20 protein-coding genes are annotated in these 24,625 nt (G+C 48.1%); 1 reads left to right on the top strand and 19 read right to left on the bottom strand.

The genetic code is table 11. The annotated features are described in order from the left end of the window. Window positions 1-8: 8 nt before the first annotated feature. The 3 genes from MJZ25_02155 to MJZ25_02145 form a co-directional block, all read right to left on the bottom strand. Window positions 9-659, bottom strand: coding sequence for a hypothetical protein (locus MJZ25_02155; protein ID MCQ2122967.1), 651 nt, complete (start codon window positions 657-659; stop codon window positions 9-11). A 130-nt stretch (window positions 660-789) separates the two neighbouring features. Further along, window positions 790-1,956: a macro domain-containing protein gene (locus tag MJZ25_02150; GenBank protein ID MCQ2122966.1), complete on the bottom strand. Its 1,167-nt coding sequence runs from the start codon at window positions 1,954-1,956 to the stop codon at window positions 790-792. Between the two features lie 153 nt (window positions 1,957-2,109). Next, window positions 2,110-2,640 carry a glycogen-binding domain-containing protein gene (locus MJZ25_02145; protein MCQ2122965.1) on the bottom strand — a complete coding sequence of 177 codons (531 nt, stop codon included), beginning with the start codon at window positions 2,638-2,640 and terminating at the stop codon, window positions 2,110-2,112. Between the two features lie 96 nt (window positions 2,641-2,736). Between MJZ25_02145 and rpe the strand changes: the two genes are divergently transcribed. Next, window positions 2,737-3,384, top strand: coding sequence for a ribulose-phosphate 3-epimerase (gene rpe, locus MJZ25_02140; GenBank protein ID MCQ2122964.1), 648 nt, complete (start codon window positions 2,737-2,739; stop codon window positions 3,382-3,384). 136 nt (window positions 3,385-3,520) lie between these two features. On the opposite strand, the gene MJZ25_02135 is transcribed toward rpe, so the two are convergent. From MJZ25_02135 to MJZ25_02060, 16 genes are all read right to left on the bottom strand, one after another. Continuing rightward, on the bottom strand, window positions 3,521-5,335 hold the full coding sequence (locus MJZ25_02135; protein MCQ2122963.1) for a glycoside hydrolase: 1,815 nt from the start codon (window positions 5,333-5,335) through the stop codon (window positions 3,521-3,523). A gap of 34 nt (window positions 5,336-5,369) precedes the next feature. Continuing rightward, window positions 5,370-7,136 carry a DUF4832 domain-containing protein gene (locus MJZ25_02130; GenBank protein MCQ2122962.1) on the bottom strand — a complete coding sequence of 589 codons (1,767 nt, stop codon included), beginning with the start codon at window positions 7,134-7,136 and terminating at the stop codon, window positions 5,370-5,372. A gap of 378 nt (window positions 7,137-7,514) precedes the next feature. After that, window positions 7,515-10,250 carry a glycoside hydrolase family 127 protein gene (locus MJZ25_02125; protein ID MCQ2122961.1) on the bottom strand — a complete coding sequence of 912 codons (2,736 nt, stop codon included), beginning with the start codon at window positions 10,248-10,250 and terminating at the stop codon, window positions 7,515-7,517. Window positions 10,251-10,487: 237 nt separating this feature from the next. Further along, window positions 10,488-11,222, bottom strand: a complete 735-nt coding sequence (locus tag MJZ25_02120) for a hypothetical protein (protein MCQ2122960.1) — start codon at window positions 11,220-11,222, stop codon at window positions 10,488-10,490. Then, complete coding sequence (locus MJZ25_02115; GenBank protein ID MCQ2122959.1) at window positions 11,212-11,820, bottom strand: hypothetical protein; 609 nt, start codon at window positions 11,818-11,820, stop codon at window positions 11,212-11,214. Before MJZ25_02115 ends, MJZ25_02120 begins: the two co-directional genes overlap by 11 nt. Beyond that, on the bottom strand, window positions 11,817-12,566 hold the full coding sequence (locus tag MJZ25_02110; GenBank protein MCQ2122958.1) for a hypothetical protein: 750 nt from the start codon (window positions 12,564-12,566) through the stop codon (window positions 11,817-11,819). The genes MJZ25_02115 and MJZ25_02110 overlap by 4 nt, the downstream gene beginning before the upstream one ends. A gap of 117 nt (window positions 12,567-12,683) precedes the next feature. After that, window positions 12,684-12,929 carry a hypothetical protein gene (locus MJZ25_02105; protein MCQ2122957.1) on the bottom strand — a complete coding sequence of 82 codons (246 nt, stop codon included), beginning with the start codon at window positions 12,927-12,929 and terminating at the stop codon, window positions 12,684-12,686. Window positions 12,930-13,035: 106 nt separating this feature from the next. Continuing rightward, a complete protein-coding gene (locus MJZ25_02100; protein ID MCQ2122956.1) occupies window positions 13,036-14,703 on the bottom strand; it encodes an HD domain-containing protein in 1,668 nt (555 codons plus the stop codon). 170 nt (window positions 14,704-14,873) lie between these two features. Further along, complete coding sequence (locus tag MJZ25_02095) at window positions 14,874-16,688, bottom strand: glycoside hydrolase family 9 protein (protein ID MCQ2122955.1); 1,815 nt, start codon at window positions 16,686-16,688, stop codon at window positions 14,874-14,876. Between the two features lie 124 nt (window positions 16,689-16,812). Continuing rightward, window positions 16,813-17,334 carry a hypothetical protein gene (locus tag MJZ25_02090; protein MCQ2122954.1) on the bottom strand — a complete coding sequence of 174 codons (522 nt, stop codon included), beginning with the start codon at window positions 17,332-17,334 and terminating at the stop codon, window positions 16,813-16,815. 13 nt (window positions 17,335-17,347) lie between these two features. Beyond that, window positions 17,348-18,406 (bottom strand): hypothetical protein, encoded by a 1,059-nt coding sequence (locus tag MJZ25_02085; protein MCQ2122953.1) that lies wholly within the window; start codon window positions 18,404-18,406, stop codon window positions 17,348-17,350. Between the two features lie 255 nt (window positions 18,407-18,661). After that, window positions 18,662-19,474, bottom strand: a complete 813-nt coding sequence (locus tag MJZ25_02080; protein ID MCQ2122952.1) for a dipeptide/oligopeptide/nickel ABC transporter ATP-binding protein — start codon at window positions 19,472-19,474, stop codon at window positions 18,662-18,664. Then, on the bottom strand, window positions 19,464-20,462 hold the full coding sequence (locus MJZ25_02075; GenBank protein MCQ2122951.1) for an ABC transporter ATP-binding protein: 999 nt from the start codon (window positions 20,460-20,462) through the stop codon (window positions 19,464-19,466). The genes MJZ25_02080 and MJZ25_02075 overlap by 11 nt, the downstream gene beginning before the upstream one ends. A gap of 10 nt (window positions 20,463-20,472) precedes the next feature. Further along, window positions 20,473-21,318: an ABC transporter permease gene (locus MJZ25_02070; protein MCQ2122950.1), complete on the bottom strand. Its 846-nt coding sequence runs from the start codon at window positions 21,316-21,318 to the stop codon at window positions 20,473-20,475. A 2-nt stretch (window positions 21,319-21,320) separates the two neighbouring features. After that, window positions 21,321-22,715, bottom strand: a complete 1,395-nt coding sequence (locus MJZ25_02065; GenBank protein MCQ2122949.1) for an ABC transporter permease — start codon at window positions 22,713-22,715, stop codon at window positions 21,321-21,323. Window positions 22,716-22,732: 17 nt separating this feature from the next. Further along, window positions 22,733-24,559, bottom strand: a complete 1,827-nt coding sequence (locus MJZ25_02060) for an ABC transporter substrate-binding protein (protein ID MCQ2122948.1) — start codon at window positions 24,557-24,559, stop codon at window positions 22,733-22,735. Window positions 24,560-24,625 lie beyond the last annotated feature (66 nt).

Raw genomic sequence — 24,625 nt, 5'->3', positions numbered from 1 at the left:
TGATGTTTTTAACGGCGGCGGCCACGCTTCTTTACGTCGGCTTCAATGTCGTCCTTCCAGGAAGCATCCTCAATATTCATACGGATATTTCTAATGACCGTGTTCTGAGCGGCACAGCACTTAATAATTCCTGCGTCATCGTTCACGAAGTTGGCGGCACGGTTTTCGGCGATACCAAAACCACGGGCTGTTTCCACGGCGTCAATGTTTGCTCCCAGGAAAATGAATTCCCAGCCGTACTTGGACTTTTGACGTTCCACCATTTCCTTCACCTTCTTGGCGGTATAAATGTGGCTGGCATTTTCGTAGCCGTCGGTGGTAATCACGAAGATGGTCTTTTCAGGGCGATCTTCGTCGCGGGCGTACTTGTGCACGTTTCCGATGTGGTGGATTGCCAAGCCTACAGCATCCAGCAAGGCGGTGCAGCCACGGGCATAGTATTCCTTGTCAGTCATGGCGGGAACATTGGCAATGGGAATACGGTCATGGAGAACTTCCATTTCGTTGTCAAAGAGGACGGTGGAAACAATGGCTTCGCCAGGTTCCTGCTTCTGCTTTTCGATAGTGGAGTTGAAACCGCCGATAGTGTCCTTTTCCAAGCCGCTCATGGAACCGCTACGGTCCATGATGAAAACCATTTCAGTCAAACCCTGCTTCATATTTTACCTCTTTTTGTTCGGGTCGGCGGGATTGCCGTTCCCTCTTAACAAAAACAAAGATACCCTATCGCAAGGCCCGCGAGGTCGCCTGACAAGCGACAAAAAAAACGCCGGTTTCCCGGCGCTATTGTTAACCTAACTGAGGTTGATTGTTATCTGATAATGCAATGTTTATTCGCATGAGGTCGTAAACTTTCCGTTCAATGAACGCTTCAACAATCACATCAGTCAGGTTAATGTTTGGAGTAAATGAATAACCTGCGTACGAAAGTAAATCAGTCGTTTCAACAACATTTAACTTCATACCTACGGCAAGGGCCAAAACTGTTTCGCGCCTTATTGTCTTGATTCTATCATTAAGGATTTTTGAAAAGTGCTTACGATCCATAAATATTGCATTGTAAACGGCAGCAGAGTCAAGACCCTTCTGATTAATGTAATAAATCAAGCGCTGACTAAAAGGCTGAATATCAAAATCTTTAATTTTTCTACCAAGATCCTCTTCTAACTTGCCCTTAAAGGATGCGAAAACCGGCTTTGGCGTTTCCTTTTTCTTGCTCTTTTCTAACGGCACAACCCCGCGAGGAGACATGCAAACTGAAATTTTGTCAATCGCAGCCTGTTCGCAAAGCGGATTCTCATCACGAATTTTTCCATTGAATTTTCCGCGCCGAGGCAGCGAGCTTTCGCCACGCCACTGCCAGCGTTCCTCCTCCGAGGAATTCATTTCGCTGTACATCTCCAGGCGTTCTTCGGTAACTTTGCCAACGTAATGTTCGTCAATGTAGGCCTGCACAAAGTCCGTCAAGTCGGAGGTCAAACCAAAGGATTCCTCATCGTACACAACAAGAATCACATCCAGCTTATGCTCGCTGGTAAATTCCTTGGCAATTTCGGTAACAATATCCAGCGCTTGATCCTTGGGGAACTTGAAGGCTCCCGTAGAAATCAGCGGGAAGGCAATGGACTTTGCCCTCAGAGAAACAGCCTTTGAAAGGCATTCGCGATAGCAGCTGCGCAAGGCCTCGGGCTCGCCAGACTTGCCATCCACCCACATGGGGCCCACCGTATGGATGACATACTTGGCCGGAAGCTTGAATGCCGGGGTAACCTCGGCATGGCCCACCTCGATCTTGCCGATCTTTTGGCGGGCGGCAAGCATATCATCAAAACCGGCAGCCTCGTAAATGGCGGCGTCGGTACGGTAACCTGCGCAAATGGGTTCAGTATTGGCCGAATTTACAAGGACATCGGCCTTGACCTTAGTAATATCGTTTCGTATAATCTTGAATGCCATGCCTTTAATATAGATCAAAAGCAGTGACAAAAGCTGACAAATATTAATTTATTTGGTTTCATCAAACGAAAAAGGCTCCTCCGAGGAGGGGCCTTTCCAAATGCATGTCACGGGTCGCCGCAGCACAGAGCCGCGAATTACCGGGTGCAACGATTACTTGACTTCAACAACCTTGTTGTCGCCTTCGTCCCAGTACTGGTCATCGCAAATGAACTTGTACTGATAGGTGCCAGCAACGAGGGAAAGCTTTGCAGACCAGAGGCCAGTCTTCTTGTCCTTCTTGCAAACAACAGCGGTAGCCTGGTTCCATTCGTTGAAGGAACCTGCAACGGTCACCTTGGAAGCGAGTTCGTAAGCGGTCGGAGTGGTGAGAACAACTGCAACCTTCTTGGCAGCCTTAGGAGCTGCGGCCTTCTTTGCAGCGGGCTTCTTTTCTGCAGCCGGCTTGACAGCCTTAACTGCGGCAGCCTTAGGAGCAGCAGCCTTCTTGGCGGGAGCAGCCTTAGCGACAACCTTCTTTTCAGCCTTTGCTGCAGCCTTCGGGGCTTCCTTCTTTGCAGCCGGCTTAGCAGCCTTAGCAGCAACCTTCTTTTCTGCAGCGGGCTTAGCGGCCTTTGCTGCGGGCTTAGCAGCGGCCTTCTTAGCAGCCGGCTTTGCAACTACAGTCTTAGTACCTTTGGACATATTTTTCTCCTTAATTTTATTTGCGCCCAATAATAGTAAAATAAAGTTTATCTGTCTAGATTGGCAAATGAATGCAAAATTTCTAACTTGCACGCCATGAAGCAAATTATCGCACCCAGCGTCTTAAACGCAAACTTTCTGGAATTAGGCAACGGCCTCAAGGCCATCGAAAACGGCGGCGCAGGCCTCGTTCACTTGGACATCATGGACGGACACTTTGTTCCGAACATCAGCTTTGGCCCGGGCATTTCCGCCTGCGTCAAGAAGGGCACAAGCCTTCCGCTGGATTGCCACTTGATGATCGCCAATCCCGAAAACTACGTAGGTGAATTTGCAAAGGCTGGCGCACACCTCATCAGCGTCCACGCCGAAACCACTAACCATCTGGATCGTTTGCTGCACCAGATTGCAGAACTTGGCGTAAAGCCCGCTGTTGCCATCAACCCGGCAACCCCGCTTACAAGCATCAAGCATGTTCTCGACATCGTTGACATGGTTCTGGTGATGTCTGTGAATCCGGGTTTCGGCGGCCAGAGCCTCATTCCCTACTGCCTGGACAAAATTCGCGAACTTCGCCAGATGAAGCCGGAACTTGACATCCAGATCGATGGCGGCGTCAAGCTGGACAACATCCTCGCTTGCAAGGAAGCTGGCGCAAACGTATTCGTCGTAGGCTCCGCAATCTTCGGCAAGCCCAATCCCGAAGAAGTCTGCCGCGAATTCGTAAAGTTGGTCAACGGCTAATTTTTTGTATCGTCCGCGTCATCCTGAGGGACTCAACCGCGTCATCCTGAGGGAACGCAGTGACCGAAGGATCCAAAAAGCATTAAACCCCGACACTTTGTGCCGGGGCTTTTTTGTATTAAAGCAAACGCAAACCTTACTTCACGACTTTTCCGTTCACATGGAAGATCTTTTCACCATATCGTTCGCCGCCACGGACTTTCACTTGATGATCTTCACGGAAAACCATGGGCTGGTTTCTGACGGTGCGACGATCATATGGCTTGAAAATAGCGTCAATCACATCGCCCGGGTCAGCAGTCAAGCGCACCGCCACAATGGACTTTGCAGGCACTTCGAGAGCCACCGTACCAGCAGCAACATCAACAGTTGCAGCGCCCTTCTTCAATGCATTGCTTTCGTGAGAAACAAAAGTCTCGCCGCTGATTCCAGCCAATGTCAAAGTTTCTGCAGAAGCACCCACATTCTTCAAGCCCTTCACATTCAAGGTCACGCTTTGTGCATCCTTTTCTGCGCGGTTCACAAGAATCACCGTCATGGAATCTCTTGCATTGCTTACAGAGGCATATGCCGAAAGCAAGGAATCGTTGCTGGATTCAGACTGCACCCGGAATTGCTGATTATAGCGGCTAAAGAGATGCACCACTTCGTACATGCCTTCGCCCCATGTCCAAGGCGTGAAAATTTCCACACCATTATCCATAAAGGTTCCAAGCCAGGAGGCGTACGTAAGCGCAGTGGTCATGGGATCGTCCTTGTCAATAATATCTGTTTCGGTCAAGCCCAAGGTAATTCCATGGTCCTTGCCAAAGTACTTTTCCAGCCATCCATTGACGCGGGCAAAAACATATTCCTTTGTCTGGTTGTTATCCCACTTTCCGCTCACCAACTTGATTCCATTGGCACCGGAATAGTTGTAGGTGGTATCAAAGAATACACGATGCCAGTTCACGCGCTCTGCATATGTTTTCTCCGTAGGATACCAATGCATATCGAAAACATCCAACATGCGGACGCCGGACTTTTTCTGTTCTTCGGCAAGGCGCTTGATAAAGTATTCAAGCCAGCAGTAATTGCGGTCTTCGCCCTTGCCCAGGCCAGACTTTCCTTCCGAGGCACCAGTTGTACACCACTGCCATTCGTTTGCAACCACAGGACCAGTCAACTTGATTTCGGGCCATACGGCGCGGGCCTTCTTGGCCACATCAACATAACGTTCCACCAAGAAATCCGGATCCATATCCAAGGGCAAGTCGCCGTGGGTACCATTCCAAATTTCCATTTCATTGTCCATGCTCCAATACTGAAGTCTGGACATATCGTACTTCAATTCTTTTGCCCAGTGGTCAATAATTCCCACAGTGGAATCAGCAGGCCAAGGCTCGCAATACAAACTGTAATCGCCGGCCTTGATGAGAGTTTCGCCATCGTCGGCAACTTCGCCACCGCCAGCCAAGTCAAGGGTTGCCTTGGCCCAGGTATCGTTATGAGCCTTGTAGAAAGTCCAATCTGCAAAGTTGTATTCGTTGGTGGCGGCCGCATAACCCGTCAACTGGAAAGCATACATGGCATCTGCTTGAGGCATGTTGTCCAGAATCTTCTTGGCGGTAATGTCCCAGTCTACGGCATTCACGTTGTTGTACCAGTCCGGATGAACGGTCAACTTTTTTCGCCAGTTGTAGCGGGTAGAATTGTTGCCGTAGTTTGCACGAATAAAACGAATGCCGGCTTCGTTCATCGTCTTGATGGAAGTTTGGTCTTCATCGCTGAGGCGGGCGCTATCGGCGCTGACCTTGTCAATGTTTCGGCCATAGAGGTAAGGGGAAATTTTCTTGACGCCGGCAGATGCATCCACCGTTACAGAAATCTCCGCCTGGGCAGAAGTTCCGAGGAACGCCACCAGAGAAAGCGCAGGAACCAAACTTCCCGCAAACCCAAACAACTTTTTCATAACACCACCTTTTTTTGTCGGCGCCACCCGACTTTTATTTCACGGCTTTTCCATTCGCACGGAACAACTTATCGCCAGACCCGTCGCGATTTTTGCCAAGTGCGTTTGAACGACTGCGACCATCGCGGACCTGGATTTTCTGGTCGGCACGTTCTACGCGAGTTTCAGTCCCCTTGTTTCGAACATTGCGCAACACTCCAATAGCATCTGATTTCTCGCGATCATACACAAAAGAACCTAAGTACATTGCATTTTTATTTTCATGAAAAACAAAAGGATCTCTTGATGATTTATTGGCAAAGGACACGTTACCCACAAGGAGGTAAACATCATTCTTTCCATAAGCCATGGGGCAATCCTTTACATCAATATCAATGTCATTGACTCCATCAAAAGTCATGTTGGTATCACCATCGGCAACGACGATTTTCCTACTCAACACATTTCTAAAGTCAAGATTTTCTAGCAGAAGAGAATCACCACTCGGTTCAACAGCAAGGCCGCCCATGTCACGGTCCTGTTCAATAAGAAGATACACTGGCTGATCTTTAGTCAGATTTCCAAAGCCCACGTTTTGAATTTTCAGCTTCGCCTGAAAATGTCGGCTAGAACCAATTGTATCGGGCAACCAGGATTCTCGCAGCACAAAACGATATCCCAGATGGTCTTCAATAAACTTGTAACCTGTAAGGGAATCAATTTTTGTTCCGTCGTATTCAAAATCCTTGCCGCTAAAATGCTTGGCCTTCCAGCCATCCACCACATTGTTATTCCAATGCATGTTCAAGTAACTGGTGTGGGTACGGAAGCCTTCGTAGGCCAGGAACTCCGGCGTATTGATGACTTGGTAACCGCTGGCCGTCGCCACAGCCTCGCCACCATAAGGCGTGTTGATGCTGTACTTTTCAAGCCAGGCCACACCTTCTTCACGACAGATGGATGTTTCACAATTCGAGCCCCAGGTACCGTAATCATACTGGGTTCCAAGATAGCCGTCGTTAAACATTCCCACGCGGTACATGGTATCGCCCTTGGCTTCCGCAATCTTCTTAAAGACATCGCTGTCGATGTTGAAATCAACGCCCCAGTTTTCAAAGCCAAGAACTGCGGCAGAGTAATTTCCCGTGCGGGTGAGAATCTTAAGTTCCGGAGTCGTCAGGCGCAACATCTTGTTTACCGCCTCGGCCACGCGGGGGTACGTAATCGCCGTATCGCTATGCATTTCACCGAAGGCGCCGTGCATGCCCATTTCAAGAGCCACGATGATGTCTACGTTCTTTGTCAGAAGCGGAGCCAGCTGTTCAATGTGGCGCAGCACCCACTCGTGTTCCGCAGTAGTGTTGGAATGCCCATCAAACCACGGGTCGTAACAGAATCGCACAATGACTTTGCTGCCGTTCTTGCGGATGTTATCGAAGGTGGTCTGCAAAACGTTCAAGGCATCTTCCGTTAAGTCCTGGGACTTGCCCCAAGTGGTATCGCGCCGGCCCCCGGTAGTATCAATCTTCAGCCAGGCGCGGCTGCTGAATTCCGCAAGGTCTGCACGAAGGTGAACCAGCTTACCATATGGCTTTTCAATAGGCTTGGAACCTTCCACCTTAACGTGGAGCGCCTGGGAATAATAAAAACCACGATCGTAATTGGGCAAAGTCTGCAGATGGTCCGTGTAGTTCAAATCCTGAAGCACTAAACCGCCGACCTTATCTCCCGCGACAGGCTGTGCTGCGATAGCGGAACCTGCCAAAGCACACTGCGCAACGACCACCCCACAAACCATCTTGAAAAACTTTTTCAAACTCATAATAAACCCCAGGGATATTCTAAAGATACACCCTGAGGCAGTTTTACGCAAATCGGGTACACCCGAAAAATGCCATTTTGCAAGGAAATGAGCCCACAAATTTCACATTTTTCAAAAAATAGGGTACTAAACAAGTAAAACACATAAAATAGTACCCAAAAAATTAATTTGTAATAAACAAAGTCATTCAAACATTTTGCATTTAGGGTACTAAACAAATAATAAAACGGATTTAATACCCTTCCCAACGCACATCAAGCTTAATTAAGCGCCATAAAAGTTTAGTTTGTATAAAAAATGGGATACCAAACCAAGTTTTCGCTCAATTTAGTACCCCATTTGTCGTTTTTTAAGTCCATTCAAGCATTCAAGCTATCGTCAAATTCCCTTTTTCGTGAAGATGGTATTGCCGAACAGATTTCCGTTCTGCAGCACACGCATAATGTACATGCCATTCTTCATGTCACCAATGCCAATGCTGAAAGTTGCGCTGCCGGCATTCAATGTTTGAGCCTTCACCAGGCGGCCATCCATGGAGAAAATCTTCACAGCCACATTGTTCTGCAACGGAGAGCTAGCTTCGATCTGCAACACATCGGAATTTGCGCGGGCACGGAGCTGCGGCACAGAGCTTGCAACTTTTCGGCTAGCAACAATTGCGTCGGTCGAATCTTCTACAACAGGTTCCGGCTTCGGCTTGTTGCGCAACAGACGTACTCCGAAGATACCGCCCACCATGCCGGTGCTTGCCTGGAACTTTACGGTAATCACCTTCTTGCCCTTCACCATGTTGTCGGGAATAGGATACTTCACGTTGACGAATTCATCCTTCTTCCACTTGTTGGAAATATTTTCGCTGGCAAGCTTTTCACCGTCGATCATGATGTCAAAGGCGCGATTGCAACCTTCGTTACCCCAGTAACGCACCATCAGGTCCAAGGAGTCTTCGCTGTTGGTTTCCAGCTCGTAGCTAATGAATCCGCCATCACCACCGGAACACTGACCCGCATCGCGGTAGAATTCACCCTGATGATTTCCGGTAGAGGAATTCTCCTTCTGCATGCGGTGATCTGCTTCGGGCTGCTGTTCACCCGGCGACACCTTGTCCACTGTCTTTTCGTCAAGAGCCAACGCCTCGGCCTGTTCCTTCTTCAGCTTTTCAAGAATTGCAGGATCCGTCAGCACCATCCAATACATCATGTAGCGGGCGTCGTGTACTTCGTAGAAGGGTTCCAGCAACAGGTTCGCATCCTTCTGGGCGGCGAACAAGTAGGGTGCCTTAAAGTGGAGCGGTTCGCCCTTCACCGGCGTCACCTTGGAAGGAATGTCCTTCTTTTCGCTAGCCAGCATGGGGGCGGCATCCAGAGACTGGAGGGGGCCACCTGCAATATGGCTCCAGCGACCATCATCAGCCACCAAGCCAGAGAGACCTTCAGTACCTGTCTTTGCGCTCAGCACAATAGGACCATGGAGGAGAGCCACGTAGTTGCTCATGCCGCGCAAGTCCTCGGTATGAGTGTGCATGGGGTAAACAACTTCCACCACATCGCCACCCTTGACAGTGCCCGCAGAAACATAGCTGGACACATCAGACTTCGACACAACGGTATCGCCATTCACCACAACCTTGAATTCGTCGGCCTTCACCCAGTAGGGGTGACGCAGCATCATCTTGAAACTGCCCGCACCGCTAACAGTAAATTTCGACACCTCCCCCTTGGGGAATGCAGTTTCCTGCTTGATCTTTACGCCCTTTTCCTTCCAGTCCAATTCGGTGGCTGCGTAAAGGTTCACGTACAGTGCATCATTTTCCTTGGTGTAAATGAACTGGGCATACTTGCCGGGATTTTCCATGCCGGAACCCACACAACACCACATGCCTGCATTCACCTTGGAATACACGCGGTAATGACGGGGACGAGCCGGAGTAAAGTAGCAGTACCCGCCGTGCTTCGGGTGGATTGTAGACAAAATATGGTTGAACAAGGCACGTTCATAGAAATCCGCATACTTGGCATTGGGCGTCATATGGAACAAACGCTCCGTCAGCTTCAGCATGTTATAAGTATTGCAGGATTCAGGTCCTTCACGTTCCTCGATATACTTGTTGTACTTGTCGTAATCCGGGAAGTGTTCCGAAATGCTGTTGCCACCGATGGCAATACTACGCTTGTTCACCACGATGTCCCAGAAGGTTTCGGCGCCGGCCTTGTAAGTCTTGTCGCCACTCAGTTCCGCCACGCGAGCAAAACCCACAACTTTCGGCACCTGGGTATTGGCATGCCTATTGGAAAGCACGTCGTTGTTGGAAGCCATGGAATTCAGCAGCCACTTGTGGGACCATTTCTTTGCTGCATCCAGGTACTTGGAATTCTTGGTGATTTCGTAAGCGTCGGCGTACACTTCGTTCATTCCGCCGTATTCCGTACCCATCATGGATTCCATCTTGGAATCGTTAAGGCCGTTGGTAATGGTAATGCCCCAGTCGCAAAGGGCAAGGAACATGGTCTTGGCCTTGGAAATTCCGCCGTACATCCAGGCGTCACGCAGGCCTGCGTATGTCTTGTGAATATTGTACCAGGGAACCCAATAGCCGTTCTGTGCGCCGGCATCGCCGTTCTTGAATTTGAGCCACATGGACTTTCCGTTGGGAACGCCACTGATGTAGCCTACAAAGTTTGCGTCCTTGGAATTCTGCTTCTGGATGATTTCCAGTTCATCCACCACATATTCCATGCGCTTCTTGATTTCCGTATCGCCGGTAGCCGCATAATGCATAGCCAAGGCGCTCAAGTAGTGCCCCAGAACATGGCCATCCAAACCAGCCCAGTTGCTGAACTTGGTTGCCTTAGGGCGCATGCCCGCCTCTTCGTAGAAAGGCGCAATCAACCTGTCAGTATCATAAGCCAGCAAAGTTTCGCCATTCAAGTCCTGGCGTTCCTGCAGGGGGCCAGCCAAAAGCTTCACCGCTGACAGCGGAAACATTTCAGGATACAACTGATCCTGAGCAAAACCTGCACTCGCCGCAATACCCAAGGACAAAGCCACGGCACGGAACTTGCCCGAAACACAGGACTTTCCAGAGAAAAGCCCACGGAAATCAACTCCAAACATTCTCATTCCTTTTGTTGCACAGGCGAAACACCCAACCCGCCCGTAGGTTACGAGAATAAAATTACCCACAAAAAAAGGGGTTTTGCACCCCTCTAAAACAGATAGTATTGTTAAAAATGCAATGGCAAGAGCCGTTTTTTGCGACTAGTGTCCCCTTCTCCGACAATAAGGGAACCTTCTTTCCTTCCTATGGGCGCGTCTTGCAGAGATAATTCTATTCAATTTCTAAAGGACAAATCAAAGTCCTTCCCGTTTCTTGAGTTCTTTGTATCTAGGACTTTCAACCAACAAATTGCCTGCCCGTCTTTTTACAACTGGGAAAGATGATTCATGTTTTGCAACAATGGAGATCACTGGTTCCGATTTACTGATATAGAATTCATGGACCACAGTTCCTTCTGCGAAGGTGCTGTTCGATCGATGTTCCTTAATTTGCGAACTTTCCACATAGACAGAGTCTCCCCAATAAACAATGCGATAAACGGAGTCTTGGTCAAACAGTTGTGATTGCCGCCTTGTTAAAAATTTAATCCAATCTTGGAGCTCAAATTGATTTGAATACCCATGAATAGGCATGTCGTAATGACTGTATAAACAAGTTACAGTAAAATTCGAATCCTGTTCAATTTTTTCACCAATGAATAAAGGATCACCATACAACGAAGCATTTGAAAAACTAAACTCATTGAAAACGTTTTCCTTGCAGAATGAATCAACTTTCGCTTTTTCAATAGCTAAATCTAGAATTTCGTCTTCACGAGAAGTGTCTTTGACTCTTACATCGGTTCCGACAAGTACGATCTCGTTCCATTCTCTGTAATAATCCAAACGCATCGTACCAAACTCGATACCGCTGTTCTTGGGAAATAGGGACTGCATACCAATTTCAAAGAGGTTCGGGGAGCTTGGTGCGCATGAAACCAGAAGAACGCTTCCCAAAGCAACTAGAACTAAAAACAATCTATTTGTCATTTTCAACTAGTTCCTTTTCAAGTTTTTCTAGATAGTCAAACAACTCGATATATATTTTCAAAAATTGAGGAGGGGTTTCGATCAAAGATCGATTGTCCTTTATGTGAAAATAACTAACGTCTTTGTCTACATCTACGCCCCATATTGTATTCTTGAAAATGTGTGAACGTTCATTGGAATCGTTTTTTACAATAACACGAACATAAGGGATTGTCTTTAAATCGAATTCATGGATTTTTGCAATAGCATCCCCTCGTAGAGTGGACTTTTGCACGGTACCCTGTTGAAGTATTTCCTTTCGTTCTAAAAAGAATTGATGAGGTTCAGTAAAACGATTGGCTTTTATTTCAGGAAACCGAACAAAGAAAAGAAAATCTCCTTCATGAGGAACTATAAACAGAAAAATTTCATTACGTCGTTCATAGAAAATGTATGTCGCCTTACCAGCATTTATCAACGAGTCAGATGAATCATACATCCTAAATTCTTCTCTTAAAAAAGATGCTTCGTATTTGGTCAAATGCAATTCCAATTTTGGTTGAGAGTAAACAAAAGTGGAGCAAAAGAACAATAGCAGAATTATCACAACGTTTTTCATAAATTCTTATAGGAGCAACGTTCATCCACACGTAACATTGCCTTCTTCAATTGGTTGTACAGGGAAATATATTTCAAAAAAAAACGTTTCTTCATGTCAGGATTAATAAGATTTACATTATCCATATGCAACATTTTTACAGGCATTCCATCTTTAACCATGTAAATTGAAAAACCTTCTCTGTTATCGGGATTAGTCAATAAGACGGACAACTCAATATCAATAGATTCTTTTAACAAGTTGTTCAAATCATCGACGAAACGAATATTTGTTTTTGAGGAACAGTATTCTTTAAAATTCTTGGAACTAAGCATTTTCCGAGTGGCAAACCTATCCCATAATTCGAATTGTTCAGAAGTTGCATCCTCCAATTTTTCCGTGGGGCTTCCCGGAATTTTTAGAATTGAGGCATTCTCTCCGTTTGGAGGTATGTAGGCATACACATTGTTGCCAACATAGTATTCATTCTTCGAGGCCTTAGAGTCATAGTTATACACCAAATAAATGCCAGCCTCCATTGTTTTCATAGGAGAAAACAACTCTTCAAGGGTCACGATCACCCCTCGATCATCGCGAAAAACACATCTAAACCCATCAAAACGTTCTTTAATTCTTTCGATAGAAATATTTTGCACAGTAACCGGAGACTCTGCTACAGAACGACTTGCAAAAGATTCTTCAGCAAACGCTTGCAATATTATCGTAACGCATAACAGAATTAAAATTTTAGAGAATTTAACAACCATGCCCACCTCAACTTTTTATTATCTGAATTTCCGTAATAACCCATATAATCAATTAAACTTGGACTTGTTGATTTTTTTAGAGGGTTTTTCATAAACCATATTCATTAATCTGAAGTTTTAAATATACTCTTTTTTCGTATTGATTGTAGAATAGCTCGATGTATTTGAAGATGTCCTCCTGACATCGTCCATGTCGGCATAGGTTCGACGATAGATAAGCTCTTCAATGGAGTTTCTCTTGAGCCGGCGATCTTCCTCGTAGGACGGCAAGTTGTTTTGCCTTCTGTAATCCTGGACCCACCTGCACACGATTTTTGCGGTGACGCCGATACCCTTGGCAATCTTGGCCGCAGACTTTAACAAAGAATATGTGGAAGGAAATATCCAAAGAAGAATACGAAGCGAAAAAATAGTACATCAGCATAAGCTTTATTCATCAAAAAAAGACCCCGCGAGGTCTTTTTCACACTTAGCCGGCGTTGTAATACTTTTCGAGTTCTTCCTTGCAAGACAAGAAGACTGTGGCCAGCTGCTTGTCGAAATGCGTTCCTGAGTCCTTTTCGATTATTTCGTAGGCTCTTTCGTAAGAGAACGCATCCTTGTAGCATCTCTTTGAAACCAGGGCGTCAAACACATCTGCAAGGGCCATGATTCTTGCCTCGATGGGAATTTCCTCACCCTTCAATCCTTTGGGGTATCCGGTTCCGTTGACTTTCTCGTGATGATAGTGGGCAACGTTTTCTGCCACACGGACAAAGTCTGGTTCCTCGACACCAGACAGTATCTCGCTTACCATGCGGTACCCGATTTCCGAGTGTCCCTTCATCTTGTTGTACTCTTCATCCGTAAACCTGCCCTGCTTTCGCAGCACTGCATCGTCCACACCAATCTTTCCTAGGTCATGCATAGGTGCGCTTCGTATAACCAGCTGCAAGAATTCAGAATCCAGACCAAGGCCAGCATCAATCAGTTTTCGCGCAAAGATTCTTACGACATCGCTTGTCCTTTTAATGTGCCCGCCAGTGCTTAGGTCTCTCGATTCCACCATCTGGGCCATTCCAAGGATCGTCTTTTCCTGGATGCTCTTTATGCGCCTTGTCTTTTTATCAACTTCTTCGGACAGCTCGTCGTTGTATCGTTCCTGAAGCGCCAAGGTCTTGTAGTGCTCCGTATTGTCGCGAAGTTCTACTGTATATCCCTTAAGCTTTCCGAATGAATTTGTCAGTACATGAATCTTGCCGTCGTAGTACCGGTCGTTCAACAAAAACGATTCTATTGAAACATGTATGTGTTCCCTGGTCGAACTACCTTTATATAGTTCTTCTATACTTTCAATCTTGTCGATAATGCACTGCAATTCCTGGCTGCTATTTTCGATAATCTGGCCAAGCCTATACTTCGACAGTTCCGGGAATATTTTTTCCATGTAGCCGTTACAGCCTTTATAGGCCTTGTTCTTATCGAATGTCAAAAATCCAACATTGCCAAGCTGTTCGTCTACAATGTTCTTGTTTTCGTAGACCGTAAAAATATTGGAGTCATAGATCGGGAACAAGGCACCGAACATAAGCACGTCGAAGGCAAGCGGAATAATGGTATGTTCCAAGCCAAGTACTTTTTCCATGACATACACATCCGTGGCAATGGCCATCAGCACCAACATGGTTATGGTGTTTTTGACATCTACGGACTTCTTCTTGACAAGGGCGTAGATCACGACAGCGAAGGCCAAAAACAGATACAAGTACATGGAGCCGATTGCCAGCATATGAAGCGGCCCATAAACTTTATCCAGTACCACCATCCCATTGTCCAGGTGCATTTCTACGCTTTTATAAAACAGCTCGTTTCTTCCGATTGTACATACAAAGCCATAGATACAGCATTGGCCTAATACAAGAACGACTTTCACGAACCTGGATAAATCCAGGTGGCAAATTTCCAGGACTAAAAAGAAGAAGAATACCGGTAGAAAAACACCACCGACGTATCCAATGATTTGAGAGTAAAGGGCCTCCTCGAGGGTCCTTGAAATCGACAAGAAATAATACCCGAAGCTTGAAATAATTACAATGACCAAGTTCAAATATTGGGAGACGCTTTTTCTAACGTCAAACAACTTTAGCCATACCAACATACCCATCGAAACCAGAAGGCATGTCAAATACAAATATTCCATAACCAAGGCCTGTCACTTTATAATAGAAAGTTTTCCGTGGCACTAAACTTAAAAAAAAAGGCCTCGCTTTCGCGAGGTCCTTTTCAATCAATCCTTTTTATTTGGCTTAAAAGCAAGCATAAGCCAAATTACTTAGCCGGGGTGTTGGCAACGCCCAAGTAAATTGCCTGCAGGGCGCCAGCCACATAAACCAAGGGAGAATTCCAGTTGATAGCCACTTCGTTGGTTGCGTAGCTGCAGCGGTTGTCGATGTAGGCCAGGGCCGGCTTGTCGGCAGCTGCGTAGTTTTCGCACTTCCAGGATTCCTTGCCATCCAGGTTAATGTCCTGCTTGCCCAGGTGAGGACCACCCACCAGCATGCCGGGCACCGGATCGTCTACCCAGTCGCCTTCGCTGGGGCGATGGTGCGGGTTACGTGCGGCGCGGTAGCCAAAGCCAGTGACGTAGGAGATTTCCATGGGGTTCTTGCCCAAAAGATAGTCGAGCACCTGCTGGGCGCCATCCACATAGCTCTTGTCGCCGGTGAGATAGTAGGCGTGGAGCAGCACCATGGCGTTGTTTGCCATTGCACTGTTGGAGCCCCAGTTCCAGCTCCAGGGGAATGCAGGCAGATGGTAGCCGCTGGTATCGCCCACGGCGCGGAGGTTGTTGGCTTCGTCCATCACCACCTTCTTTGCGGCCTTGTTCAGGTCTGCACCGTAGGTAGCCTTGTCCATAGCCACGCGGAATGCAGCAAGCATATTCACGTTGCCCCACCAGGCGCCATCGGGAGTGAACTTGTTTGCCTTCAGGTCGGCGAGATAGCCGTTGGCAGCCTTGTCCTTCTGGCTGGCCACAACCTTGGCACGGTAAAGTTCGGTAGCGGCCCAGCGGAATTCATCCTTGCCGTTTTCGTCGCCGGGAGCGTAGCTACCGGTCTGAACGTCCTCGGGCTGCTTGTAGAATGCCTTGGGGTACTTCTTTGCCCAGGCGTAGGCCTTTTCTGCAGCCTTCAGCATCTGGTCGGCATAAGCAGCGTCGAACTTCTTGTACACAACGCTTGCCTGAGCCATGACTGCGGCAAAGTCCAGGGAAGCGGTCACGTTCTTGATAATGGCGTAGCGGGGTGCGCCATCAAATTCCGGCATCACGGAACCGCCGAACATCAAGGTAGTCACCTTGTGGTAAACACCACCGTCTGCATCCTGCATGGTGAGCATCCAGTCCAGATTGTACTTCACCTCTTCAAGAATCAGCGGCATGTTCTTCAGTTCACGAGGAATGTTCCAGGTGAGGGTGTCCATGTAGGTCGGAAAGTTTTCGTAAAGCTGGAGCAAGGTGAACACGGTAATACCGGAATTCACAATGTACTTGCCGTAGTCGCCAGCATCGTACCAACCCTTGGAGGAGTTGATGATGACATTTTGGCCAGCCTTGGGATGCTTCTTGCCAACGGACTTTTCGTAGCCTGCAGCGGTACGAGCGTCGGTACCGTAAACGATCACCTTGTCGTCGGGATGGCCTGCGGCACGAACCCACTTGTCGCCGTACTGGGCTTCAATAGGCATGCTGGCGCGCTGGTAGTAGAACCACTTGATAGCGCCCTTGGTGACTTCTTCGTAAACGCGGTCGCCAATCACAATGGGATTGCCCAGGTAGCCGTCGCGATAGAAGCGGTAGGTACCCGGAGTCTTCACTGCAGAAAAATCGTATGTCTGGACTTCTTCGCCGCTAAAGTCCCAGTCGTAGACCAACGGGGCTTCCATGGTAAAAACAGTCTTGCCGTTCAGGTCACGGATTTCGGCCGGGTTGGCGTCGCTACCGGGAATCACGGCAAGCTTCTCGGAATTGGGAGCAAAGCCCAGTTGGTTGATCAGGAGGGGGCCAGCAACAGAGTTGGAGGCGAGCATCAAAGGTGCGGCGGCCAAGGCCACCTTAGCAAAACCAAAATTTCTTTTCTTCATGACTTGAATATACACACAAAATAAAAAAAGGGGAACTATAGCTCCCCTTTTTTGCGTTTTCAGCAGGAAACAAGAAAAAAATTTTTTGGGAGGGGCAACGATTGCCAAACTCAAAATTCGACGATTAAAATATAAGGGAAAGACCAAAGCCACACGGGAAACCAAGCGCATCATTATCTAAGGTCCCTCGACCCTGATTGAATTCCAGGAAATAGCTTCCATTTCCAGCATAAAATTCAAAACCCATTTCAAAATAAGCGCTCAAATGCCTATAAAAACGATGTTGATATCCAAATCCAAAAACAAGACGCCAATAATTTATATCAATAATATTTTCCGAGACTAATTTTTCTATCCCGTCCTTATATGTGTAAGTTGAAAGATTTTTTTCACCACGAATCCATTCTGAGCTATGAAATACATATGGACCATTCAAGCCCTCGAAGTGATACGCCACACCTACTCCCGCTAAAAAATCATAATCGGAATCATAATTAGCCAAGTGAATATTCACAGAATATTTATTTTCCAAAAAAGTCTGTTCTAGGCCCAACATACCATGATATGGGCCAAAGCCAAAATTCAAAGCAGTCTCTGAAAATGCAACACAAACAAACATCAACATCATTACAATTAATTTTTTCATTCTCAACCATCCTTTATCTATAATTGAATCCCGAATAAGTGTGCAACAATTTACGAACCTCACTTGAAAAACCCTTACTTGTCATAGCCTTAAACTCAATATCTTTATGTTTAACATAATGCAATCCTACGACACCTCCATTGAACTCCTTAACATTATCGTTCACAGGAGAAACAGAAACATCTGACGGTCCATCATCATCTATACTACCACTCACTGAAATACCAAACCTCAATGCACATCGTTCAGTAATATCTTCAGTATCACCTGATGTATCTAAATCTGAACTCGACGTAGGTTTAGTACAAGAAAGAGCCCCCGCATCTACAGTACACCTTTCAAAACAATAAGCACGAACGCCGTTTCTATCCGGGTCAAAAGCGGCCCAACGCCAAACAGTTCCAACAAAAGGTCCTCGCCAAACCTGTTGCCTTTTCTTAAAATATGTTTCAGCTCCAGCCGATGAATAGAGCGAAGAAATATTCGTTATGAATGAACTAGCCACCATTCTATAAGGATAGACTTCTACGGAGACCTCATTTTCAAACGATTCTTCTTTTGCAATTTTTTTCAAAGTTTTATGCTTTAAATACGGATCCTCCTCAGAAGATTCATCGCAATCATCACACTCTAAACCGATATACTCACAACCCTCATATATAATTTTATCTGAAAGCAATGTATCTCCAGATTGAGTCATGATATACTCATAATTCTGTCCCATTGCAAGCAAAGATAAACGGCAAACGTAGTCTAAAGGACGTTCTATGCTTCGTTTATAATCTACATCTTCTTGCAAATGTATGGCATAATCTCTTTCTAGCTTTGCAAATTCATCAAAAGAACCCACAATTAGTACATTACGAGTTTCAGGCTGTTTGAACAAAGCCCTAACACCTTGCTCATAACGAATTCGTTGCCCATTTTCACCAAAATCAAAATACGGCAGGATATATTCCTCTTCTGCCAAGGAAGAATCATTGGAGACGACATTTTTCGAATTAATTGAAGCTTCTTCGCTACACCCAAAGAAACTCATGGCACACGCCACGATAACGAAACATTTTTTCACATTATCCTCCTAACAAGAATACTTTCATATCATAAAAAAAAATCCTTCCCTCATCAAGGAATTATTTCTTTACAATCCCCCCCCCCAAGGCGAATGTCGCAACAGAGCACTTGTGCTCTAGTATGGCTGAGCCGCCAGGATTTGGCTTGAAAAGCAAATTCGGTATAAAAAAATCCCCGGCGCCAATTTCTTGGTACCGGGGTTTTTCAATAGTTTGCGCAGTTACCTACGCGGGACCATTAACCTTAGGATTGATTAGCCCTTCTTAGAACGACGGCTGTTCTTGATCCATTCGGTCTTGTGGACTTCAGGAATATCGTCGAGCAGCTTCAGGGTGTGCGGTTCGTTGGTGTTATCCAACACTTCAGCCGGAGTACCCTGGTTAACGATCTTACCATCGTGCATAATGAAGATACGGTCGGAAACGTAGTTTGCAAGACCGATATCGTGGGTAACGAACACCACGGTCATCTTCAGTTCGTCTTTCAACTTACGGAGGTAATCGAGGATGTTTGCACGAACGCAAGCGTCCACCATGGAGGTAGCTTCGTCAGCGATCAAAACCTTCGGACGGAGTGCGAAGATACGAGCGAGAAGCATACGCTGCATCTGACCACCGGAAAGTTCGAACGGATACTTGCCTTCGATATCAGACGGCTTAACGTTCACAGCCATGAGGCCTTCGTCAACGCGGCGACGGATTTCTTCCTTGGAGGGCTTGTCCTTCAGGATGTTGAGAGCGTCTTCCAGCTGAGAGCGGATGGTGAAGAACTGGTTGAAGCAGCCGAACGGATCCTGGAACACGGACTGGACTTCGTTCCAGTGGTCCTTCAGGTTCTTGATGGGCTTGTCGCGATAGAGGAACTGACCGCGGGTCGGTTCGTAAAGACCGAGCATGATCTTTGCGAGAACAGACTTACCGCAACCGGAACCACCCACGATGGAGATGAATTCTTCGTCGTAAATGTCGAAGGAGACATCCTTCACTGCAGTCTTCAGAGACTTGCCGGCACCAAAGTCCTTGCTGATGCGCTTAGCGGAAAAAACAACGGGCTTATTAGACAGCATAATCGCACCTCACTTGACGGCCGCCAACAATGCGGATTTCCTGAGTGTTCTTCTTGCAATCCGGGCATGCCTTCTTGCAGCGGTCTGCAAAGCGGCAACCCACGATCTTGTTCTTGAGGCTAGGAGGAGCACCTTCGATAGCTTCCGGATGGCGAGTACGCTGAGAAGCTTCGGTAGAGAGCATAGCGCCCATGAGAGCCTGGGTGTACGGATGACGCGGATCCTTGACGACCTGTTCTGCAGTACCCATTTCAACGATTTCGCCAGCGTACATGATGGCGATGTTGTCAGCCACATGGTAGAGGAGCGGAAGTTCGTGGGTAATGAAGATCATGGTGCTGAAGATCTTCTTGTCGAGAAGGTCGAAGATCATGGAAATCACTTCCTTCTGGGTGGAAACGTCCAGAGCGGATGTGGGTTCGTCAGCAATCACCATCTGCGGGTTGAGCAAGGTGGAGATACCGATCACGGAACGCTGACGTTCACCAGCGGTGAGCTGGATCGGATAGGAGTTCAGCACACGCTGAGTGTCCATGCCGAACAAGTCGAAACGTTCGCAAAGACGCTTGTAGATTTCAGCCTTGTCCAGCTTCTTGCCGGGCTGCTGATGAGCTGCGATAACGTCGGCAGCGATATCCTTGATCTTACGAACCGGGTTCAGAGCGTTGAATGCGCCCTGAGGAATCATGGAGACCTTCTGAGCCAAAACGTTGGCGCGGACGTCTTCGATGGAGCGGTTCATGAGGGATTCCATCTTGTCACCGGACTTAACGCGGACATCGCCGTGTTCCGGGTACAGAGGAGGAATGCACATACCCATAAGGCCAGACACGAGAGTGGACTTACCGCAACCAGATTCACCTGCGATACCGAGGATTTCGCCCTGCTTCATGGAGAAGGACACGTCGGTAACAGCGTGAGTCTTGTCGCCAAAACGACCCAAGTAATAGAGGCCGAGGTTTTCTACTTCAAATACATTTTCAGACATTTTTTACCTCTTACTTGCGGAGACGCGGGTTGAAGACGCCTTCCATAGAAGTATTGATCAGGTAAAGTGCGAACACCGTCAAGGTAACGACGAGAGTTGCCGGCAGGAATGCGATCCAGATGGAGTCAGCAAGAGCGCCGTTATCCTTAGCCTGGTTCAGGATGATACCGAGAGAAGTGGTATCGACCGGGCCAAGACCGATCATAGAGATGGAAGCTTCGGAAAGAATACCGGAACCGACCTGCATGATGAACACCATGAACACGTAGGAGAGCAAGTACGGGAGCACATGCTTGATAACGATGGTCAGGGTGCTTGCACCGTTGATACGTGCAAGGGAGATGTGGTCGCGGCTACGGAGGGAGGAAGCCTGTGCACGGACTGCACGAGCAGACCAGCTCCAAGCGGTAAGACCAATCACCACGCCGATGAGGGTCAGGGAACGGCCATCCTTAAAGGCAGAGCTGATGAGCACGAGAATCACGAACTGCGGGATCACGATGAACAGGTTGGTGAACATGTTCAGGACTTCGTCGATCCAGCCGCCGCGGAAACCGCCGAACAAGCCGATAAGAACACCGAGAGTAGTAGCGATGATACCAGCAAGGAAACCCACATAGAGGGAGTTGCCAAGGCCTTCGATCAACAGGGAAACGTAGTCACGGCCGAGGTGGTCGGTACCGAGCAAGTGAGCGGAGCTAGAACCAGCATAGGGACCAGCGAGAATGTCACGAGCATGGGTGTCTACGTTGTAGAAGATGGGTCCAAAGACGGCGATCAACAAGGTGAGCACGAAGATGGACAAACCGACGACGAACATCGGGGACTTGAGAAGGTTTCTAAAGAGCTTTCCCATGATTACTTACCTCCCATCTGGAGACCAGCCTTAACGCGCGGGTCGAAGATTGCGATCAACACGTCAACGGCGAAGTTAGCAATAAGCACGCAGGTAGAGATCATCAAGGTACAACCCTGGATGGTTGCGTAGTCCTGCTTGTTAATGGCGTCGAGCATAGCCATGCCGAGGCCCGGGTAAGAGAAGATCATTTCGGTAATGAGAGCACCACCCACCATTGCACCGAGAGACTGGGCAAGACCGGTGAGCTGCGGGAGCATTGCATTACGGAACACATAGCTAATGATCTTGCCTTCCTTAAGACCCAGCCACTTAGCATACTTCATGTAGTCGGTACCAAGTTCATAGATGGACATGGAACGCATACCAGTTGCCTGACCAGAGAGAAGAATCGGGAAGCAAGAGAAGAACGGAAGAATGTAGTACCAACCGACGCTCTTCAAGCAAGTCCAGGAGAAGGAGAATTCCTGAATATCCGGGCTCATGTTACCCACAGCCGGGAACCAGCCGAGAGTGATGGAGAAGAGTGCCACGAGGAGCATACCGAACACGAAGTACGGAACACCGTTCAAGAACATGGCGCAGGGGAAGAACACCTTGTCGAAGATGCCGCGCTTGTAAGCAGCGAAGGCACCGAGGAGGTTACCAATGATCCAGCCAAGGAGAATGGTCGGAGCCTGGATGAGGAGGGTCCAGGGAAGAGCATTCTTGATGATGGTGGTAACTTCAGTGTTGTTGGTATAGGACTTACCAAGGTCACCCTTGAAAACGTTGCCAATGTAAGCAAAGAACTGAGACACAGCAGAAGCACGCTTCGGTTCCGGGTTCATGACGACTTCGTCGACCATGACGGTATCGATCTGTTCGTGTTCAGACTGGACAGATTCCATAACTGCAACCTGTTCAACCTTGGCAACCTTCTTCTTGGTCTTCTTGTCCTTGATCATGACCGGCTTGCCCTTTGCGTCGAGCACCGGCTTTTCTTCGAACATGGGCAGGCCTTCAGCGTCAACCTTCTGGCGTTCGACCATCACCGGGTTGCCTTCAGCGTCCACGTCCTTGACCATGTACTTGGTGGTAACAGGAGCGCCGTTTTCGTCGAGCTTGGCAACCTTCTTGGTGACCATCTGGCCGTTTTCGTCGACCAGCGGTTCATAGACAGCGTTGCCCTGGTCATCGGTTTCGGCCATGCCGAAGGAAACCAGGAGTTCAGCCTTCTTCAACTGAGCTTCAGTCGGAGAAAGGCCCTTACCGGCCTGACCCATGATGATATCGACCGGATCGCTACCGCCGATACGGGGCAGCGCAAAGTTCAATGCCACTGCAAAAATGAAGGTCAGGACATACCAGAACCCCTTCTGCAGGACATAGCGTAGCATAGGATATTGTTTAAGCATTTGTATTCCTTTTACCTTTATTTAGCAAGCTTCAAGTTCCAGAGAATCTTGGTGCCGGATGCTACCCAAGGAAGCTGGGCAGGAGCATACGGATTTTCAGCGGTGGGCCAGTTGGTCCATACGCGGTCGCTGAATTCGTAGAACTGTTCCGGGAGGTATACCAGCGGAATGGACGGCTGATCTTCCATGAAGATCTTGTTCAGTTCGCGGTAAGCCTTAGCGATTTCGGTGGAGTCAGTCATCAGAGGAATTGCAGACAACAGTTTGTCGACTTCCGGACGGTATTCAGGAGAACCCGGCTTGTTGTAACGGCCGATGTTCACGCCAGCCCAGCCACCAAGCGGCTGCCAGTCACGAGAAGACATGATTTCGTTGAAGCGGCTCCACGGGAGAGACGGGGTAACGTCAGCAACCGGCTTGTGCATCACGAGGTCGAAGTTGCCGAGACCCATAGCAGGCCAGTAAGCACCGCCATCTACGAAGCCTTCGCGAATGTCGATACCAGCCTTACGCATACCGTCGACAGCGATGGTGACCATAGCTTCCCAGTCGGTCCAACCAGCAGGGGAAGTAATGGAGAGAGTGGGGAGCTTTTCGCCCTTGGCGTTTTCCATGTGGTCCAGGGAACCATCGGAATTGAACACAGACTTGTAGCCTGCTTCGGTAAGCATCTGCTTAACTGTAGCGAGACGTTCTGCGTCGTCGTTGATGGAAAGGTTTGCACCGTACTTCGGGAGGTCTTCGTCAACAATATACTTGCCTTCGAGGTCGGTCGGCATGATGAGGCCAGCCTTGAGGGTAGAGGTGTAGTTGGAGACTGCGAACTGACGGAGAGCGTTGTAGTCGATTGCGGTAGCAAGAGCGCGACGGAAACGCTTGTCGTTCAAAGGTTCCTTAGTGGTGTTGATGACGAGCATCGGCATTGCACCCGGACGGAAGTAAGGCGGTTCGTTCCACCAGGTGTGGACGCCTGCGCCGGCCTTGCGGTTGATACGGGGAATGAAGCTCTGAGAAGCGTCCAAGTTACCTTCGCGCATTGCGATGGTGTTATGTTCGTTGTTCTTGTAAATCGGGTGAACGATGTACTTCGGAGCAGGGAGCTGACCATTGTGGAGAGCAGCGTTGCCCCAGTAGTCGTCACGACGTTCGAGAACGATCTTGGTTTCGTTGGTAGAGCGGAGACCATACGGGCCGGAAACGACCGGATTCTGGTCCATAGCCATCTTCTTGACTTCGTCCAGACCCTTTTCCTTGATCATGGGTTCGAAGACGTGAGACGGAGCAATACGGGTTGCCTGGAGCAAGTCACGGACGGTAAGCGGGTTGTTACGAGCCTGCTTGTTAACCATGAAGGAAAGACGTTCGGTAACCTGACCTTCCGGTCCGTTCTTCAAGGTGTCGACGTGAATTGCGGAAATCTGTTCTGCAGTGTTCAAAGAACCGCGGAGGAACATGAAGGTAACGTCGGTAGAGGTAACCGGCTTGCCATCGCTCCACTTTGCAGCGGGGTTCAAGTCCACAACGATGCTGTCGTTGTTGGAGAGTTCTTCAACCAAGTGGCCCAAAAGGTCTTCGATCTGACCGTTGAGGGAGTTATAGGTGATGAGCGGTTCATACATCAAGTTGAAGCGGCCACCTACCGGCCAAGATGCAGCCCAGCTTTCAGCCAAGGGGTTGAAAGAACCCGGAGCAGAAGTCTGCTGACCAGACAAGTAGAGCGTTTCCTGACGGGGCAAAGCGCCGCCCGCAAGGCTACCATCCGAAGCGTCGCCGCAACCGGAAAGGAGAGCGCCTGCAGCAGAAAGCGCAACGGCCGTTCTGGCAATCGATTTCAATCCAATCATTTGTGTCCTCGTTTATAAGCTTAAAATCAAGCTTCTGTGAAAAAAATTTCTCTCGTAATATAGTTT

The sequence above is a fragment of the Fibrobacter sp. genome (assembly GCA_024399065.1).
GTDB lineage: Bacteria > Fibrobacterota > Fibrobacteria > Fibrobacterales > Fibrobacteraceae > Fibrobacter.
The sequence above is the reverse complement of the archived record's forward strand: the minus strand, read 5'-3'. Positions and strand labels throughout refer to the sequence as shown.

Coding starts and splice junctions, on each gene's coding strand:
- MJZ25_02080 (MCQ2122952.1), bottom strand. CDS start 19,474: ATGCTGTCTAATAAGCCCGTTGTTTTTTCCGCTAAGCGCATCAGCAAG.
- MJZ25_02110 (MCQ2122958.1), bottom strand. CDS start 12,566: ATGGTTGTTAAATTCTCTAAAATTTTAATTCTGTTATGCGTTACGATA.
- MJZ25_02095 (MCQ2122955.1), bottom strand. CDS start 16,688: ATGAAGAAAAGAAATTTTGGTTTTGCTAAGGTGGCCTTGGCCGCCGCA.
- MJZ25_02075 (MCQ2122951.1), bottom strand. CDS start 20,462: ATGTCTGAAAATGTATTTGAAGTAGAAAACCTCGGCCTCTATTACTTG.
- MJZ25_02115 (MCQ2122959.1), bottom strand. CDS start 11,820: ATGAAAAACGTTGTGATAATTCTGCTATTGTTCTTTTGCTCCACTTTT.
- MJZ25_02135 (MCQ2122963.1), bottom strand. CDS start 5,335: ATGAAAAAGTTGTTTGGGTTTGCGGGAAGTTTGGTTCCTGCGCTTTCT.
- MJZ25_02060 (MCQ2122948.1), bottom strand. CDS start 24,559: ATGATTGGATTGAAATCGATTGCCAGAACGGCCGTTGCGCTTTCTGCT.
- MJZ25_02125 (MCQ2122961.1), bottom strand. CDS start 10,250: ATGTTTGGAGTTGATTTCCGTGGGCTTTTCTCTGGAAAGTCCTGTGTT.
- MJZ25_02155 (MCQ2122967.1), bottom strand. CDS start 659: ATGAAGCAGGGTTTGACTGAAATGGTTTTCATCATGGACCGTAGCGGT.
- MJZ25_02130 (MCQ2122962.1), bottom strand. CDS start 7,136: ATGAGTTTGAAAAAGTTTTTCAAGATGGTTTGTGGGGTGGTCGTTGCG.
- rpe (MCQ2122964.1), top strand. CDS start 2,737: ATGAAGCAAATTATCGCACCCAGCGTCTTAAACGCAAACTTTCTGGAA.
- MJZ25_02070 (MCQ2122950.1), bottom strand. CDS start 21,318: ATGGGAAAGCTCTTTAGAAACCTTCTCAAGTCCCCGATGTTCGTCGTC.
- MJZ25_02065 (MCQ2122949.1), bottom strand. CDS start 22,715: ATGCTTAAACAATATCCTATGCTACGCTATGTCCTGCAGAAGGGGTTC.
- MJZ25_02145 (MCQ2122965.1), bottom strand. CDS start 2,640: ATGTCCAAAGGTACTAAGACTGTAGTTGCAAAGCCGGCTGCTAAGAAG.
- MJZ25_02100 (MCQ2122956.1), bottom strand. CDS start 14,703: ATGTTGGTATGGCTAAAGTTGTTTGACGTTAGAAAAAGCGTCTCCCAA.
- MJZ25_02150 (MCQ2122966.1), bottom strand. CDS start 1,956: ATGGCATTCAAGATTATACGAAACGATATTACTAAGGTCAAGGCCGAT.
- MJZ25_02120 (MCQ2122960.1), bottom strand. CDS start 11,222: ATGACAAATAGATTGTTTTTAGTTCTAGTTGCTTTGGGAAGCGTTCTT.
- MJZ25_02090 (MCQ2122954.1), bottom strand. CDS start 17,334: ATGAAAAAATTAATTGTAATGATGTTGATGTTTGTTTGTGTTGCATTT.